Here is a 15,349-nt window from a genome sequence, read left to right as displayed (position 1 = left end):
AGATCATTTAAAGCTAATGTTATCCATTGCTGCAGAAATAGGCCGGGAAGACGCAACGAAAACGTGGGGACAGCTAAACGAAGAAGTGGAAATCCTGATCAATCATCTACATACCATTAAACACCTGAACAGCCGTCTGTGCGAGGCAAGTCCTCCATTGCTGTTTATGGATCTGAACACTCTTTGCTCTAACTAAGGGGCACAAAATTCTGAGTATTACCGCGAAGGAGCCCGAATGTGTTAGCGCCACCCGGCCTGTGGGCCGAGCGTTTATGCGGGAAAAGACTTCGATTGCCGGCTGCAATGCGCAGCGTTGGATGCCTATGTACGGGCTCTCCTATGGGAGCCTTAGAACGACTCTTTTCCTATACGCTAACATTTTTTCATTCATGAAGTATGTTCATTATACGCCTTTACTGCGAGAATATTTAGAGAAGCTGGTGCCACTGGCCAAAGAATTAAGCCGCCAGGATATAGACAAGACGCAGCCGCAACTCAACCGGGAGGTTGACATGCTGATGCGGCACCTCGAAATTATTAAGTTCATCAATAATCATTACGATAACGAAGGCCCCGGGGCAACGCTGTGGCAGTGGGTGGCCGGTTTGTTTAACGACGTCCGGAAGAGTTTGTGGGGAAGTGCCACGCGTGCCCTGGCGGTCTTTGTTTTGGGTGCACGGTAGGCTAGTAGTGCCGATGCGCCCGGGCCGGAGGTCTGCCGCCTTCGGCCTTCTTTTCGATTCTTTTTTCGATACCATATTATTATAAGGGGGTGGGCACTGTGCATGCTAGTAGTGCACGTGTGCCCGGGCCGGAGGCTTGTTGCCTTCGGCCTCTTTTAAGAATTTTTTATTCCAGGATTTTTTACCAGTAGGCAGTGCAGCCAGGTCTGCATAGGTGCCTGGCCGGAGGCTGCGGGGCCTTCGGCCTTTTGGCGTCATTTTGCCACTGATACTGGTACTCCGACCTCCATGCGAACATATTTGATGCGGGAACGAACATCCGTATAGGTTATGTGGACTATACCTTGGCTGCCGACAATGATGGCAGGGTAGCTGTATTCACCCATGGGATGATCTTCGAAGGTATAGATGTCTTCGGCTTTATCGTGTGTTAATACTGCCAGCTTGAGTATTGAGCGTCCCTCCCACCACGCTTTGCCCGCAGGCAACGGATTGTATACAAGCAGCTGACGCTCTCCCCAGGACACGGCGTCGACGCCGGAATTGGGATTGGGTATGTTGGTGGGACGAACGGATGACCATGTTCTGCCGTCATCGTGTGACCAGCTTTCGAAAAGTACATTGTGTTTGCTTCGGGCCAGAAGCCTGATGGGCCGCTGGCGCACCCCACGTCCGCTGGGACCAACCTCCATCAGCGTGGGCTGGATCACCTGGAAATCGCCGCATGGAATCTCTACCCACCACCAGTCCTGCATGCCCGGGTCGGATCCTTCGATGTGAATGTTCCAATGTTTTTCGTCTATGCTTTCGGTGCTGGAGGGATATAAAATAGTGCCGTCCCAGAGTTGGAGGGGTTTGTTTTTGATGGGACCGAGAAAACCTTCGGGCATGGGCTCGGGAGTGGACCAGCTGTGGCCGTTGTCGTCGGAAAATCTATACAGCGCCCACCACTCACGGGGATTAGGGCCGACTTTATAGTGCAGGTATAGCTTTTTGCCCACGCGAAATAATACGGGGTTCCAGCAGGGGTATTGTGTTTTATAGTCTGGTTGTACGCCGTCGGCAATTCTTAGCGGGCGGGACCAGCCCTTCTTTTCGTCGCGGATGGACATCCAGATGCAGACGTCGCTGGCGCCTTCGTGGTCACCGCCGAACCAGGCGGCGGCGATGTTGCCGTTGGGCAGCTCTACTACGGTGGAGGCGTGGACGGACTTGAAGGGGCCTTGCTCGAAGATATATTCTGTGGTGGCGCTGAGGACTTTGAAGGGGCCGCCGGCAGGGACTAGACCGCTCTTCTTTTGTTGCGCGGCAGTGGTGGCTGCTGTTAGCGAGCAGATTAATATTAATGCTGCACGATATATGTGGCTGTTACTTTTTCTTTCGATCATCTTATAATCTCAAATAATATTCCTTTGCGTGCGACGACGGATGATGTGTTTTGTATGGTTACCCAGATTACGCCAGATGCATTACTAGTTATTTCTTCTTCCGGACATCTTTTACTACTTCTATAGTTTTGAGGTTGAAATCGCCGGCAACCGCGTATATCCGTATGGCGTTCGGGCCTTGAGCCAGCTGGAGGGTGCCGATGGGTACGGTCTTCCAATCGGTGGGTTTGCCTGTGTGCGGTATGACGGCGGTCTTTGTCATGGTCTTGTTTATAGTTACGTATACCTTGCCGCCAGAGGCGGTGGCGGATGCTGTTGCCAGCACCGTGTAGTTGCCTGCTTGAGGGATGGTGACAGTATACTCCAGCCACTCGCCGGCGTCGATGTTTGATACATAGTATACTTCGGGATTGCTGCCTTCCTGCTGGGCGATGTCGACGCCGTCGTTCCGGTAGGTGTGGCCTTTGTTGCCGGTGGAGCGGGTGCCGCCGTTGGAGATATAATAGTTGCCGGTGTCGAGGTCGAAGTAGGCATAGCGGTTGCGGCCCAGGTCGTAGTCGGTGGCGGCGATGGGTTGATTAATGGTGTGGGGTTTGAACGGCACAACCTTGTCACTATGGGGCTGTCGGATCATGGCGTCGACTACGTCGCGGTGGTAGACGTTGTTTTCGATCTTGAGGTTTTCGGCGAGGGCGGTGATGGCAGTGTGGGCCTCCTCTGCGGTGGGCTTAGGGCCCTTGTCGGCCCAGTAGTCGAGGATCTGTTGGTAGCCGGCGGGTACTTTTACTTCGAGGGGGTTGTTGGCACCCAGTTTTTTGAAAGGCCACCAGGCCCAACCGATGTGGTTGGTCTCCATGAGGTTGATGGCGTCGCGGAACCAGGCGTTGGAGTTTTCACCCGACTCGCCGAGCCACACGGGCACGTTGTACTGCTGGCGGATGTCGAGGAATTTCTGGATGTCTTTTGTTTCGTTGTTGTTCCAGTATTTGTGAAAGCTTACCACGGTGTTGTTATCCCACGGGGGAAAGATGCCGTTGTAGTTGTTGCCCCAGCAGTTGCCTTCGATGATGATGATGTGTTTTTTGTCTACTTCGCGAATGGCGTTGGTGATGTCGACCATGAGTTTTTTGAGGGGCTCGTTCTTTTGTTCGGCGCAGCCGTTTTTGTCGTCGGGAGTTTCAAAGCCCCAGTTGGGTTCATTGATGATGTCGTAGGCGCCGATCCATGGTTCGTTGGCGTAGCGCTCGGCGAGCTTGTGCCAGAGGGCGATCGTTTTTTGTTGGTTGTGGATGCTTTGCCAAAGGGCGGGCTTGGCAGGATCGCGGTCGGAGATGTTTACGTCGTTGCCCTGGCCGCCCGGGGCGGCGTGCAGGTCGAGTATCAGGTATAGTTTGTTGGCTTTGCACCATTGCAGCAGGCTGTCGGTCATGGCAAAGCCCTGGTCGAGCCAGGTGTTCCCGCCGGGGGTGGGCTCCTGGTCAACGGGGAGGGTATACAGATTGTAGTGCATGGGCAGGCGCACGGAGTTGAAGCCCCAGGCGGCCAGTGAGTCGATGTCGGCTTTGCGTGTGTGGTTGGTGAGCCAGGCGGTATAGAAGGCGTCGGTGCGCTCTTTGCCGACGAGCTCTTCAAGGCGACGGCGAATGACGTGCTGCTGTTGGCCGTTGCTACGCACACGCAGCATGTAGCCTTCTTGCAGCATCCAGCCACCGAGGCCAACGCCGCGCAGGATCACTTCTTCGCCTTTTTCGTTTACGATCTTTTTGTCTTGTGCCTTTAAAAAGCCCTGGCCGTGGGTAACAGTGACAAGCAGCAACAGCATGCCCGGCAGGGCAAGGTGTTTCAGATTCATCATGGGATTGATTGTTGGAAAGCAATGATACTAAATTAATTGCCAACATCGTCTTACCGGCTAAACAAGCCATTCGGCATGTGCCTTTCGCTCCGGACGTGTGTGCGTCGCGCACAGCCATTGTTTTTTCTATTTTTCCGACGTAATCCCCGCCCTACTATGCGCAACACGTTGCTCGTATCCATCACGCTATGGCTTTTTGCGTCGCACAGCCCGGCACAATCCACCCGGTGGCAGCAGCTTTCCATTGAAGCCGGCCTGTCGCAGAATACGGTCAATACCATTTTTCAGGACAGTCGTGGCTTTATGTGGTTCGGTACGCAGAACGGGCTGAACAAGTACGACGGCACGGGCTTTTCTGTTTTTAAAAATCGTTCGACGGATAGCACTTCATTGGCGAGTAGTGATGTGTATGCTGCCTATGAAGACCACGACAAGAACTTATGGTTTGGTACACGCGCAGGACTGTCGCGTTACCACCGTGAGACGAATACCTTTTCTAATTATGACTTCCCCGAACGGAGCTGCTATGCAATGCGGCCAGTATGGGCGATTGTTGCAGGCGATGACGACGAGCATTTGTGGATTGGCGCGTCGGGTGGGTTGTTTCGGTTTAACCGCAGCACCGGTGCGCTGGATCACTATCGGTTAAACGACAGTATTCAAAATGCTAACTCGGTGCGTACGTTGTGTCGCGACGGGCAGGGGCAATTGTGGATGGGGACTTCGGTCGGTACGTTGCTGCGCTTTGACTCCTCCACAAAACGCTTTATCCCTATCCTGACGAATTACCCCGACGCTATTGGCCGGTCGCCTATCACGGCTATACGCCGCGACAGCGAAGGCCACGTGTGGGTGGGGCGGGAAGATGGTACGTTACTTCGCTATGATGCTCCCTCCTCTTTTCGCCTGTATAAAGCCTTGCAGCACCGGTACCCTATACGCGCGTTAGGCGAAGATGCCGGTGGCAATTTGTGGGTGGGTACGGATCAAGGCGGCGCTTTCTTGCTCGACCAGCAGGCCGACGTCGCGTTGCCGTTACACGATGGGCCTGTGCGCGACGGTACGGACGTGGTGCTCTCGTTTTGTCGGGACACCAAAGGTGATATGTGGCTGGGCACCTACCGGGGTGGGGTTTATTTATTTGACAAGACCGACACGGCTTTTACGCAGCGGATGCCGTACGCAGAGGTTAAGCACGCGGATGAAAGCAACTCGGTGCTGGCCATCCATCGTGCCGATGGAAATCTGTGGTTCGGTACGGATGGTGGCGGGCTCGTGCAAAAGGAAGGTGATGTTACTACGTATTATAAGAAGCGGCCAGGCGGCCTGGCCGATAATACCGTGCTTTGCCTCAGCCAATCGAATGGACGAATGTATATCGGAACCTACACGGGAGGACTGTCCGTTTTAAATTTAGCGATAGGAACATTTACCACGTACAACAAGCGTAATGGGTTAACCGACAACAGTGTGTGGGCCTTATATCCCGAAGGCGATCGGATGTGGATCGGCACGAACCATGGAGGTCTGCAAGTATTCGATACGCGTACGAATACCTTCCAATCTTTTACCAATACGCTGAAAGACGAGCGTACGATCAGCTCCAATACCATACGCTGCATCTTTCGCGACAGCCGCGGTCGGTTGTGGGTGGGGACGGTGTCGGGACTGAATGTATTTCAGGAACGCGACAGTACATTTATGGCCTATTATCACGACGATGGCACGGGTGGTATTAGCAGCGACAACATTGTTTGTATTTATGAAGACCGTGAAAAGAACGTATGGTTCGGAACGCATGGCGGGGGCATCAATCGCTATGATTATCGGACCAATACGTTTACCAGTTTTCAGGAGGAAGATGGATTGGCCGGTAATATTGTGTGTGGTATACTGGAAGACGAGCAGGGCTTTCTTTGGATCAGTACCAACCGGGGGTTGTCGCGGTTTGATGTGCAAAAGAAAACGTTTAAGAACTTCGACACCCATTCGGGGCTTGCCAGTGCTGAGTTTAATATCGGCGCACGGTATGCCGATGGTGATGGACGACTCTATTTTGGGAGTATTGCGGGAGTGACGTCGTTCCTGCCGCATCATATACGTGAGAACACTTTTGTGCCACCGGTGGTGATTACGGACTTTCAGGTTTTTAACAAACCGCTGCGGCCGGCGATGGACGAGACGAATGAAGTAATGCTAAACCACACGCAGTCCATGTTCAGCCTGCGCTTTGCGGCGTTGAGCTTTAGTCACTCCGACAAGAATTGTTATGCCTATCGGCTGGAGCCTTTTGATCAGGATTGGATTCAGGCAGGGTCTGTCAATACAGCTACGTATACAAACCTCGATCCGGGGACGTATACGTTTCAGGTGAAGGCTTCAAACAATGACGGTGTGTGGAATGAGCAGTATGCTTCGTTGCGTATTGTGATTATGCCGCCGTTTTGGAGGACTGCGTGGTTTACCGTGCTGCTGGGGTTGATTGTTACCGGCGGGCTGTACGCCGCCTATCACTTGCAGATCAACAACCTGCATCGACGGCAGCACGCGCTGGCGCAGTTGGTGGCGCAGCGTACTACGGAGATCGAGGCGAAGAATAAACAATTGTTAGAGACGGAGCGGAGGCATGCACAGTTTGTTAATCAGCAGCTGAATGACGAGCTGGCGGCCAAGAGTCAGGAGCTGACGGGGTCGACGTTGTTGATCATTCAGAAGAATCGATTGCTGGATGACCTTAAGACGAAGCTTAAGGATCTGTTGCGTAGTCCGCGATCGGGCAACTTGCGGGACTTTCGGCAGTTGGTGCAGTTGATCAATTATAACTTTAGTCCGGAGAAGGAGTGGATGGAGTTTACGTTGCACTTCTCGCGGGTGCATGGGCGATTTCTGGATACGTTGAAAACCAGTTATCCGGAGCTGACGAATAATGACCTGCGGTTGTGTGCATTGTATCGGATTGGTATTGCTACAAAGGATATTGCAGCGGCGATGAGCATTTCACAGACGAGTGTGAAGATGGCACGGTATAGGTTGCGGAAGAAGTTGGGGTTGACGCCGGAGGAAGATATTACTGCGTTTTTGGAACAGGTGGGACGTGTGGTGTGAGCTCCATAGCAAACTACATTGAGCTTTAGAACAAAACCCAGGGTGACGTGCCGACCTACCTTTGCTCTTGTTAAATCAAGAAAGACAATGACAAAAGTATGGTTTATTACGGGCAGCTCCCGCGGGTTGGGACGCGCCTTGACGGAAGCAGTTTTGGCTGGTGGCGATCGTGTAGCGGCTACGGCGCGTGATCCCAAACAACTACAAGATCTGGTGCTGCAGTATCCGGATCTGCTTTATCCTGTAAGGCTCGATGTGACGAAGCACGAGGAGATATACCAGGCGGTGCGCGATGTGGTTGCTCATTTTGGGAAGATCGATGTTTTGGTGAATAATGCCGGCTTTGGTATTACCGGTGCGACGGAAGCGTTTACGGATGAACAGGTGCGTAGTCAGTTGGAGACGAATCTTTATGCGCCTATTGAAGTAACACGCGCGGTGTTGCCCTATATGCGTAAGCAGCGGGCGGGTCACATTCTGCAGGTTAGCTCGATCGGTGGCCGTGTAGGCAATCCGGGACTTTCGATTTATCAGGCTGCGAAGTTTGGCGTGGGTGGTTTTAGCGAGGCGCTGGCGAAGGAGGTTGCGCCGCTGGGCATTCGGGTTACGTGTGTCGAGCCGGGTGGTTTCCGCACAGACTGGGCGGGTGCCTCGATGAGCTATGCGCCGCATGTAGAGGGGTATGAGACGACGGTTGATTTTATGGCTACGCGTTTTAAGGGTGATGGGTTTATTCCGGTGGGTGATCCGAAGAAGGCGGCGAAGGTGATGGTGGAGCTGGTGGCTGGGCCGACGGCGCCGATACATTTGGTGTTGGGCAGTGAGGCGGCAGGTTTACTGAAGCATGCGGATAAGCAACGGCAGGCGGAGCTTGAGAAGTGGCTGCCGGTGACGCTTTCCACGGATCATGCGGATTCTAAAAACTTCCTGGAGACGGAGGAGGGGAAAGCTTTGATGGGGATGACGAAGTAGCGGACCACTGCGGAGGTGTAAGGGCGATGTATAGCATGTACATCGCCCTTTTTATTTTTGTTGTTATTATTTCGCGGCCAGCAGGCCTTTATAGTGGTCGCGTTTGGCGTAGGCGAGGAAAAGGCTGGCTAACAGGAGGAAGATGGCTACGGGCATGCCCTCTGGAGCGAGCATGAGGTGGACGAAGAAAATATTAATGATGATGGGGAAGAGAATGACCAGTGCCAGGGGAACAAAGAAGCCGGAGATGAGTGCCAATGAGCAGATCAGCTCGGTTACTTTGATGAGGGTCATGAGGTAGCCGGATGCCGCAAGACCTTCGCTGAAGGTCTTCATGTCACCTTCCATGGGCGGTACGGGTATGAGGTTGAACAGATAGGTTACGGATGAGAAGAGGAAAAGAAGGCCCATCAGTACGCGGACGATGATTACAGCGATTTTCATAGTTATAATAGTTTTAAGGTTTTCTATTGTTGTTGCCGTCGGGTTTCGTTATGAATTTACATGAAACCTTCTGGTTGCACAAACATACTCGTTTAAAAGACGGTTTTGTGAGTGGAGTTCGCGACAACATCAGGGGGCAATCAGGACAGCGTCGTTACCAGGGTACCGCACCCTGCCCCCTGAGAAATTGAACAAATCGGGTATTTCCCGGCGTGACCGCCGCCCTGTGGAGCTTTGCTGATCGGCATTGTCTCGTTATCCCCCGGACGTTGTCATGTTCGCGACGGTTAGGTCGCCTGGTCTGATCCTATCTTTGACTTACGTCATAGCAGGCTACTCACGTAAGCAGGCACGACACTTTATAGAAAATATCAGACACATAACACGGTAATTATGGCAATGGAAAATGCACAGCCCACAGCGGCACATAAACTGATGAGCGTATTAGCAGGACGCTGGCGTACCGAGGGGCAAACAGTGGCAACGAAAGATGCTCCCGCTATGAAGATAGCAGGAACAGACACCTATGAGTGGCTGCCGGGAGAATTTTTTATGATACATCATGTGGATGTACGCATGGGCGCGGACGACGCGAAGACGCTTGAAGTCATTGGCTATGACGTCGCCACCAACACTTATCTTACTACCTTCTTTGACAACCTGGGCAATACCGGTTCATACCGGGCGACGGTGAACCAGGATGTCTGGACCTTCCAAGGTGTTGCCGATCGCGCTACCCTTACCATACGCGACAATACGATGGAAGCTCACTGGGAGCGCACCGACGACAGCGTGCATTGGCAAGATTGGATGCACATTACGTTAACTCGTGTACACTAAAGTGCCCATCCTTATGAAACATACGATCTTATTTATTCACAGTGCCGGTTCCCAGGAGGATGAGCACGAAGGGAGCAACGATCTTCTGCGTCGCCTGCGGGAAGGGCTTGGTGTGGGTGTTACGCTGCTCGCGCCGCGCATGCCCTCGCCTGACAACCCGACGTATGCCTCGTGGAAGAAAGCGCTGGACACACTGATCCCGACGCTACCCGGCGAAGTAGTGTTGGTCGGGCACTCGCTGGGTGGGTCGGTGTTGCTGAAATATCTCTCGGAAGAGGCCTTTACGCCGCGCATCGCGGGTATGGTGCTGATTGCTGTGCCTTATTGGGGAGTACAGGATTGGGACGTATCAGAATATATGTTGCGGGAGGATTTCCCTACTGGCCTACCGGTTATTCGTGCGCTGTATTTGTATCAAAGTGACGACGACGATGTAGTGTCTCCTGACCATGTGAAGTACTACGCCAAGCTGCTGCCGACGGCAACGGTACGCACACCGGCCGGCATGGGGCATCTCTTCGCGAAGCCCTGTCCCGAACTGATTGGCGACATTCAGGGACTTCTATAATAAGGAGATTCAGAGGCGATTATGCTTCCTCAGATAACGGAAAACATAATAGCCAATACCGACTCCGATAGTGTTGGCTACCATGTCAAATACCGAGAAGCTTCGCCCGGGAACGAACCGTTGGAGGAACTCTATGCCGACGCCGGCGGCGATGCTAAAGATGACGGAAACCAGTATGGGATGAGCCGGCGCGCCTCTTGATAGGGTGTGTTTCTCGAGGGCGTAGGCGGTCAATACCATCTGAATACCAAAGAGAAAGAAGTGAACGATCTTGTCGATCCGGAAGGAAAAACCTACGTCGGGAATGGCCGGGCCGGGAATGAGTGTAAGCACCAGCACTATGAGCAGCCACACGAGCGCGGGCCACGAGTATCGCATTATCATGGGGGCGAAATAACTAAAAAAGAATGAGAAGATGCCATTTTCCGAGGGGAGTAAAGCCTGTAATGACTGGTGATGGCATGCTTTTAGTGCTCTTTAAAAAAACTGTATCGCATATTATTTGGTGTGATGCAGAAGGGATGTATATTTAAAATTATTTACACTAAACTCATTCGAAAAATGGCAAAAAAAGCGAGTAAGAAGGTTGCAAAAAAAGCAGCCCCGAAAAAGGCAGCAAAGGCTGCTAAGAAAGTAGTGAAGAAGGCTGCTGCCCCTAAGAAAGCCGCTCCTAAGAAGGCTGCTGCCCCTAAGAAAGCCGCTGCACCGAAGAAGGCTGCTAAGCGCAAGCCGAACGCGGCGTTCATGAAGCCGATGACACCTAGCCCTGCTCTGGCAGACGTAATTGGCAACAAGCCGGTACCCAGAACTGAAGTAATCAAGAAGATCTGGGAGTACATCAAGAAGAACGGCCTGCAAGACAAGAAGAACAAGCGTATGATCAACGCCGACGCTAAACTGAAAGTAGTTTTTGCCGGTAAGACTCAGGTCTCGATGTTCGACTTAGCGAAAATCGTAAACAACAACGTGAAATAATTCGCTTAAAGGGCATTACGGTCATTTGCCTCGAAGCAAATGACCGCCCCTTTAATCTCTAACCACACACCTCGCACACCCATCCCCATCGTTAACCGCTACGCCCGTAGCACACAGCGCTCCCTCCTTCCATGCTTGTAAAGAAGCTTGCAGTACCTCTGATCAACGGCAAAATACTGGCCGAAGCCCAGCACGTTTATATTGCCACGGCGGCTATTTCGCAGACAGGATTTGACTTTATTAATAGTCGCATTCCGCCGAAGTGCAAGATCGAGATCGTGACAGGCTTTGACGTTCTGACGTCTGTACCGGTGCTGCGCCGCCTCTGGAAACACTACCAGGACCGGATTACCCTGAGTGTCTATACCAAAAATTTCTTTCATGCGAACCTCTTCATTTTTGATCTGCCGTTTCGTAAGTCCGTTGCCTTTATTGGCTCCGGCCACTTTACCCTCGGCGGGATTAAGGATCACGAGGAGCTGTTCTTTCGGGTGGATGATGCAAAGGAGATCGAGGCGTTGAAGTCCTGGTTCACGGGCTATTACGAGTTTGCTGAACCGCTGACAGAGAATCTATTGCGCGAGTACGAAGCAATCTACCCCGCGCTGAAGCAACGCGAGATTGCCTCGCGCCGTGAGCTGGACCAAGCACTGGCCTTGACTACCGCGGGTTTTCAATGGGACAGCATTCGCTTTAAGACTCAATATTTTAAGAAGGAGGATTTCCTGGCGTTTGACCGCCAGAAGGCTTTGCTCGCGACACCCGAAGCACAGGCCGAGCGGCAACCCGTACTGACCAGGTTGTTACAACTATACGATGCATTAAAGCCTACGTTGCGCACGAAGGGACTGGCGGATAGCACCGATGCAGTCCCCGCGACAGCAAGCCTCATACCGGCTGATCACGACTTTCAAAAGCTCCGCAGTCTGTGGTTGGACCTGACGCCAAATGACGCGCCCGATGCGTTGCACCTGCGCCTGACGGTGGGACCACAAAACGTAAGCATCGGCATTACATCTGACCTTGCCGGCACGGGCAAGGCCGACCGACAGTCTTTCCACAAGCAATTGTATGATCCCGGCTATCGCTCGGCTTTCCTGCAACGACTGGCAGCCCTGGGACCTGGCTATACGCTGGAGTGTGCCGGCGCCGTTCAGCCCGTCGAGAGCTTTCAGCAGGCGGATGCACTGTGGGAGTTCCTGAAGGGGGATGAAGAAATGTATTTTCCGTTTATCATCAGCCGGTCGTATGGACCGGGCGATCCGGCCGTGGGCACGGATAAGATCATGACCACGATTACCCAGGCACTGGACGTATTAACGCCCCTCTACCGGCACATCGTGCCGTCGGCCTCCTCTCACTAACTATTTCTCAGATCTTGCTTCTAATCGCGCCGTAGGGTGTCCACGGGGTTGCGTATGGCCGCGCGGATGGCTTGTGCGCTGACGATGATCACGGTAATCAATAACGCCGTCACGCCTGCTACCGGGAAGATCCACCAGGGCATGCCGATACGAACGGGGTACCGTTCCAAAAACTGATGTACACCCCACCAGGCAACGGGCGCTGCCAGAACAAACGCCCACACTACCAGGCGCGAGAACTCGCGCGTGAGCAATAGCACGACGCTTGCCACGGATGCACCCATGACCTTGCGAATGCCGATCTCTTTGGCGCGCCGCTCAGCCGTGAAGGCAGCCATGCCGAAGAGTCCAAGGCCGGTAATGAAGATGGCCAGTAGGGTAAAGGCCCGGGCCAGATCGCTGATCATGTTCATGGTTTGGAACTTGGTGGCAAAGTCAGCGTCGGCGAATTTGTATTCGAAGGGATAATCGGGATTGTATTTTTTAAACACCTCGCCCACTTGCGTGACGATCGCCGGCAAGTTGTCGCCCTGCGGCAGACGCACGCTGATGGTACTGGACCAGCTGGGGTCGAAGCTCATGACGAGCGGACCGATGTGATGTGCCTGGGAGCCCATCAGTACATTGTCCATGACACCGATAATGTTCCAGGTTTGTCCCCACATCTGTAGTTTGTCGCCCACGGGGTCGCGCAGGCCGAGGGCTTCTACTGCGGCCTGGTTGATGATGATGGCGGTGGTGTCACTTTTGAAATCTTCAGAAAAGTCGCGGCCTTCGAGTATCTGGATGCCCATGGTGCGCGTGTAGTCGTATTCCGTCGCGATGTTGGTAGCCTCGATGTGCTGACCGGGGCGCTTGCCGGTCCAGTTTTCGATCTCGCTCGTTGCAAAGATGCGTGTAATGGGGCTGTTGGATTTGCAGACGGACACGGCAGCGCCCGTTTGCAGCAGCTCGCGTTTCAGTGTTTGATAGTTCTTTTCGATATCGCTCGTGCTGGTGATCATGAGCAGGTTTTCACGGTCGTAGCCCGGTTCGCGGCCTTGCAGATAATGTATTTGCTGGTGCACAGCGACGGTGCCGATGATTAACAAGATGGAGAATGCAAATTGTACACTGACCAACATGCGTCGCGGTGTGGCGCCTTTACCGGCTGCACCGTCCGTGCCTCTGAGTATGCTTGATGGCCGGAAGGAAGACAAATAAAATGCAGGGTAGCTGCCGGCCAGTACACCGGTAATGAGAATGAGGCTGAGGGAAAAGGTCCAGAAAAGTGGCGAGGTGAAATCTACCGCGAGGTGTTTTCCAATCAGCATGTTATAGAACGGCAATACCACTTGCACGATGACCATCGCTAGCGCGAAGGCGATTACCGCCATGAAGATTGATTCACCCATGAACTGTGCGATCAACTGCTTGCGGCTGGAGCCTACGCTCTTGCGAATGCCAACCTCACGGGCGCGGTGTTCCGAGCGGGCCGTGGCCAGGTTCATGAAGTTGATGCACGCCATGATGAGTATAAAGATGGCTATGCCGGCGAACAGGGTGACGTAGGCGATCATGCCTCCGGCTTCCTGACCATTTTCAAAATGGCCATACAGATGCCAGCAGGACATGGGATGCAGGAAGAGCGATACGTCGCGCGACGAAGGGTTGTTCTTTTTTACAATGTCGCGGATGGTGCTGCTCACGTCTGCAGCGGAAACACCAGGTTGCAGCTCGACAAAGGTCTGGAAGGCCGTGTTGTTCCAGTTGTTGCGGGCGTAGCCTACCCACACCGAGGTGGCCTCGAAGTATGAGAAGGGCAACAGGAAGTCGAATGATAAAGAGAGGTTTGCCGGTGGGTCGGCAATGACGCCGGTTACTTTCAGGTCGTCTTTGCTCTCTAGCTTAACTTGTACGGTTTTGCCGATGGGGTCTTCATCACCAAATAACGCTGTGGCTGTAGATTTTGTGAGCACGATGGAGCGCGGGTCGTCGAGGGCAGTCTCGGGATGGCCGGACAGCATCTGGAAGTCAAACATTTCGAGAAAGGACTCGCTTACGTCGTAGCCTACTTTATTGATCTTTTTATCATCGACGGATAGCAACCCATATTGCCCCACTGTAATGGCGTAGCGTTTGATACGACTGTCCGCCGCCAGCAGGTGCTCGCGCATCGGCATGGAGGTTTCTACATTTGTGGTGATGCCCTGATCGGTGACGGTATGCGATTGCACCCGGTGCAGTTGCTCATACTTGGGGAAGAAACGATCGAAGGTGACTTCGTCGTATACCCAGAGTAGGATGAGAATGCTGCACGCGATGCCTACTGAAAGGCCCGCCACGTTGATAAAGGAATAAACGCCGTTGCGCAGGAAGGCGCGGAGAGCGATGCGAAAGTAGTTTCTGATCATGACAGCAAAGGCTATACATTTCCCTTGCCAATGTACAACTTTCAAAACAAGCCGTAAAGGCGTCCTTTTTTGATCTTTGTCGCCAGCATCTGTCCACTGGCGGGAAATAATGTTCGAAAGCGGGATTCTTTACTATTGCCTGATCGGCAATAGGTGTTCGTTTATGCCGAGCCAGCTGTAGAGGTTGTTTCGGGGTTGTCCGTATTGTTGTTTCTCTGTATCGGATAATGCCACGCCCAGTGTGGCCAGTACGGGAAGCGTAATGTCCAGTGCGCTGTCGCCATACAATACATTTTCCGATTGCATTAATACCATGCTGAAATTTTCTTTACGCGAGACGGCCTCTACGGCCTGGTGTATTTTGGTTAGCACCGGTTTCATGAGTACTGTTTTCTTTTGTTGCAACGCTGCGACGGCGTCTTCCTGAAACTTCTGCAGAGTGTTCTCCAGCAGCAGGATGTCTTGCTGGGCAATTCGTCGCATGGGGTCCGTGAGAGTCCTTTCAGACGCCACGTACTCTTGTTGCCTGGCCTTTAGTACTTGTGCTTTTGCCTCCAGTTGTTTGGTGTACTGTTGTTGCAGAGATGATAGTTCTGCCTCGGCTGTTTTTACTTCGGATAGTCGCGTCAGGATATAATTGATATCGATATATCCCGTCTTGCCGGGTGTTGTCTGCGCCTGCGTAAATATAGGACAATAGCATGCCAGGAGCATGAGGATGCACTTTTTCATAGTGTAACGCCGTTAGGAGTTTAGTAGTAT

At 52.9% G+C, this 15,349-nt stretch carries 13 protein-coding genes; 7 read left to right on the top strand and 6 right to left on the bottom strand.

Annotated elements, in window-relative coordinates:
- Positions 1-389 precede the first annotated feature (389 nt).
- Positions 390-683: a hypothetical protein gene (locus tag K7P01_RS16100; protein ID WP_267294791.1), complete on the top strand. Its 294-nt coding sequence runs from the start codon at positions 390-392 to the stop codon at positions 681-683.
- A 254-nt stretch (positions 684-937) separates the two neighbouring features.
- On the opposite strand, the gene K7P01_RS16095 is transcribed toward K7P01_RS16100, so the two are convergent.
- On the bottom strand, positions 938-2,071 hold the full coding sequence (locus tag K7P01_RS16095) for a sialidase family protein (RefSeq protein WP_267294789.1): 1,134 nt from the start codon (positions 2,069-2,071) through the stop codon (positions 938-940).
- Positions 2,072-2,159: 88 nt separating this feature from the next.
- On the bottom strand, positions 2,160-3,926 hold the full coding sequence (locus K7P01_RS16090) for a cellulase family glycosylhydrolase (protein WP_267294787.1): 1,767 nt from the start codon (positions 3,924-3,926) through the stop codon (positions 2,160-2,162).
- Positions 3,927-4,082: 156 nt separating this feature from the next.
- Here K7P01_RS16090 and K7P01_RS16085 point away from each other — a divergent pair, with 156 nt between their 5' ends.
- Both K7P01_RS16085 and K7P01_RS16080 read left to right on the top strand, forming a co-directional pair.
- Positions 4,083-7,031 (top strand): two-component regulator propeller domain-containing protein, encoded by a 2,949-nt coding sequence (locus K7P01_RS16085; protein ID WP_267294785.1) that lies wholly within the window; start codon positions 4,083-4,085, stop codon positions 7,029-7,031.
- Between the two features lie 87 nt (positions 7,032-7,118).
- Positions 7,119-8,003, top strand: a complete 885-nt coding sequence (locus tag K7P01_RS16080; protein ID WP_267294783.1) for an oxidoreductase — start codon at positions 7,119-7,121, stop codon at positions 8,001-8,003.
- Between the two features lie 66 nt (positions 8,004-8,069).
- On the opposite strand, the gene K7P01_RS16075 is transcribed toward K7P01_RS16080, so the two are convergent.
- A complete protein-coding gene (locus K7P01_RS16075) occupies positions 8,070-8,447 on the bottom strand; it encodes a DoxX family membrane protein (protein WP_267294781.1) in 378 nt (125 codons plus the stop codon).
- Between the two features lie 393 nt (positions 8,448-8,840).
- Between K7P01_RS16075 and K7P01_RS16070 the strand changes: the two genes are divergently transcribed.
- Both K7P01_RS16070 and K7P01_RS16065 read left to right on the top strand, forming a co-directional pair.
- Positions 8,841-9,287, top strand: a complete 447-nt coding sequence (locus K7P01_RS16070) for a DUF1579 domain-containing protein (protein WP_267294779.1) — start codon at positions 8,841-8,843, stop codon at positions 9,285-9,287.
- A 13-nt stretch (positions 9,288-9,300) separates the two neighbouring features.
- Entirely contained in the window at positions 9,301-9,855 is a 555-nt protein-coding gene (locus K7P01_RS16065; RefSeq protein ID WP_267294777.1) for an alpha/beta fold hydrolase, read from the top strand.
- A gap of 9 nt (positions 9,856-9,864) precedes the next feature.
- On the opposite strand, the gene K7P01_RS16060 is transcribed toward K7P01_RS16065, so the two are convergent.
- A complete protein-coding gene (locus tag K7P01_RS16060; RefSeq protein WP_267294775.1) occupies positions 9,865-10,239 on the bottom strand; it encodes a VanZ family protein in 375 nt (124 codons plus the stop codon).
- Positions 10,240-10,416: 177 nt separating this feature from the next.
- On the opposite strand from K7P01_RS16060, the gene K7P01_RS16055 reads away from it, so the two are divergent.
- Entirely contained in the window at positions 10,417-10,830 is a 414-nt protein-coding gene (locus K7P01_RS16055; protein ID WP_267294773.1) for an SWIB/MDM2 domain-containing protein, read from the top strand.
- A gap of 131 nt (positions 10,831-10,961) precedes the next feature.
- Entirely contained in the window at positions 10,962-12,194 is a 1,233-nt protein-coding gene (locus K7P01_RS16050; protein ID WP_267294771.1) for a phospholipase D-like domain-containing protein, read from the top strand.
- A gap of 20 nt (positions 12,195-12,214) precedes the next feature.
- On the opposite strand, the gene K7P01_RS16045 is transcribed toward K7P01_RS16050, so the two are convergent.
- Together K7P01_RS16045 and K7P01_RS16040 are read right to left on the bottom strand one after the other, a co-directional pair.
- On the bottom strand, positions 12,215-14,587 hold the full coding sequence (locus K7P01_RS16045; protein WP_267294769.1) for an ABC transporter permease: 2,373 nt from the start codon (positions 14,585-14,587) through the stop codon (positions 12,215-12,217).
- A 132-nt stretch (positions 14,588-14,719) separates the two neighbouring features.
- Complete coding sequence (locus K7P01_RS16040) at positions 14,720-15,319, bottom strand: OmpH family outer membrane protein (RefSeq protein ID WP_267294767.1); 600 nt, start codon at positions 15,317-15,319, stop codon at positions 14,720-14,722.
- Between the last annotated feature and the right edge of the window lie 30 nt (positions 15,320-15,349).

Origin of the sequence: Parachryseolinea silvisoli, from assembly GCF_021190955.1 — a bacterium.
Taxonomy (GTDB): Bacteria; Bacteroidota; Bacteroidia; order Cytophagales; family Cyclobacteriaceae; genus Ohtaekwangia; species Ohtaekwangia silvisoli.
This window is presented reverse-complemented; position numbering and strand designations above follow the sequence as displayed.

Excerpts from the sequence above, each read along its gene's own strand:
- K7P01_RS16100 (WP_267294791.1), top strand. The coding sequence starts at position 390 with ATGAAGTATGTTCATTATACGCCTTTACTGCGAGAATATTTAGAGAAG.
- K7P01_RS16095 (WP_267294789.1), bottom strand. The coding sequence starts at position 2,071 with ATGATCGAAAGAAAAAGTAACAGCCACATATATCGTGCAGCATTAATA.
- K7P01_RS16090 (WP_267294787.1), bottom strand. The coding sequence starts at position 3,926 with ATGATGAATCTGAAACACCTTGCCCTGCCGGGCATGCTGTTGCTGCTT.
- K7P01_RS16085 (WP_267294785.1), top strand. The coding sequence starts at position 4,083 with ATGCGCAACACGTTGCTCGTATCCATCACGCTATGGCTTTTTGCGTCG.
- K7P01_RS16080 (WP_267294783.1), top strand. The coding sequence starts at position 7,119 with ATGACAAAAGTATGGTTTATTACGGGCAGCTCCCGCGGGTTGGGACGC.
- K7P01_RS16075 (WP_267294781.1), bottom strand. The coding sequence starts at position 8,447 with ATGAAAATCGCTGTAATCATCGTCCGCGTACTGATGGGCCTTCTTTTC.
- K7P01_RS16070 (WP_267294779.1), top strand. The coding sequence starts at position 8,841 with ATGGCAATGGAAAATGCACAGCCCACAGCGGCACATAAACTGATGAGC.
- K7P01_RS16065 (WP_267294777.1), top strand. The coding sequence starts at position 9,301 with ATGAAACATACGATCTTATTTATTCACAGTGCCGGTTCCCAGGAGGAT.
- K7P01_RS16060 (WP_267294775.1), bottom strand. The coding sequence starts at position 10,239 with ATGATAATGCGATACTCGTGGCCCGCGCTCGTGTGGCTGCTCATAGTG.
- K7P01_RS16055 (WP_267294773.1), top strand. The coding sequence starts at position 10,417 with ATGGCAAAAAAAGCGAGTAAGAAGGTTGCAAAAAAAGCAGCCCCGAAA.
- K7P01_RS16050 (WP_267294771.1), top strand. The coding sequence starts at position 10,962 with ATGCTTGTAAAGAAGCTTGCAGTACCTCTGATCAACGGCAAAATACTG.
- K7P01_RS16045 (WP_267294769.1), bottom strand. The coding sequence starts at position 14,587 with ATGATCAGAAACTACTTTCGCATCGCTCTCCGCGCCTTCCTGCGCAAC.
- K7P01_RS16040 (WP_267294767.1), bottom strand. The coding sequence starts at position 15,319 with ATGAAAAAGTGCATCCTCATGCTCCTGGCATGCTATTGTCCTATATTT.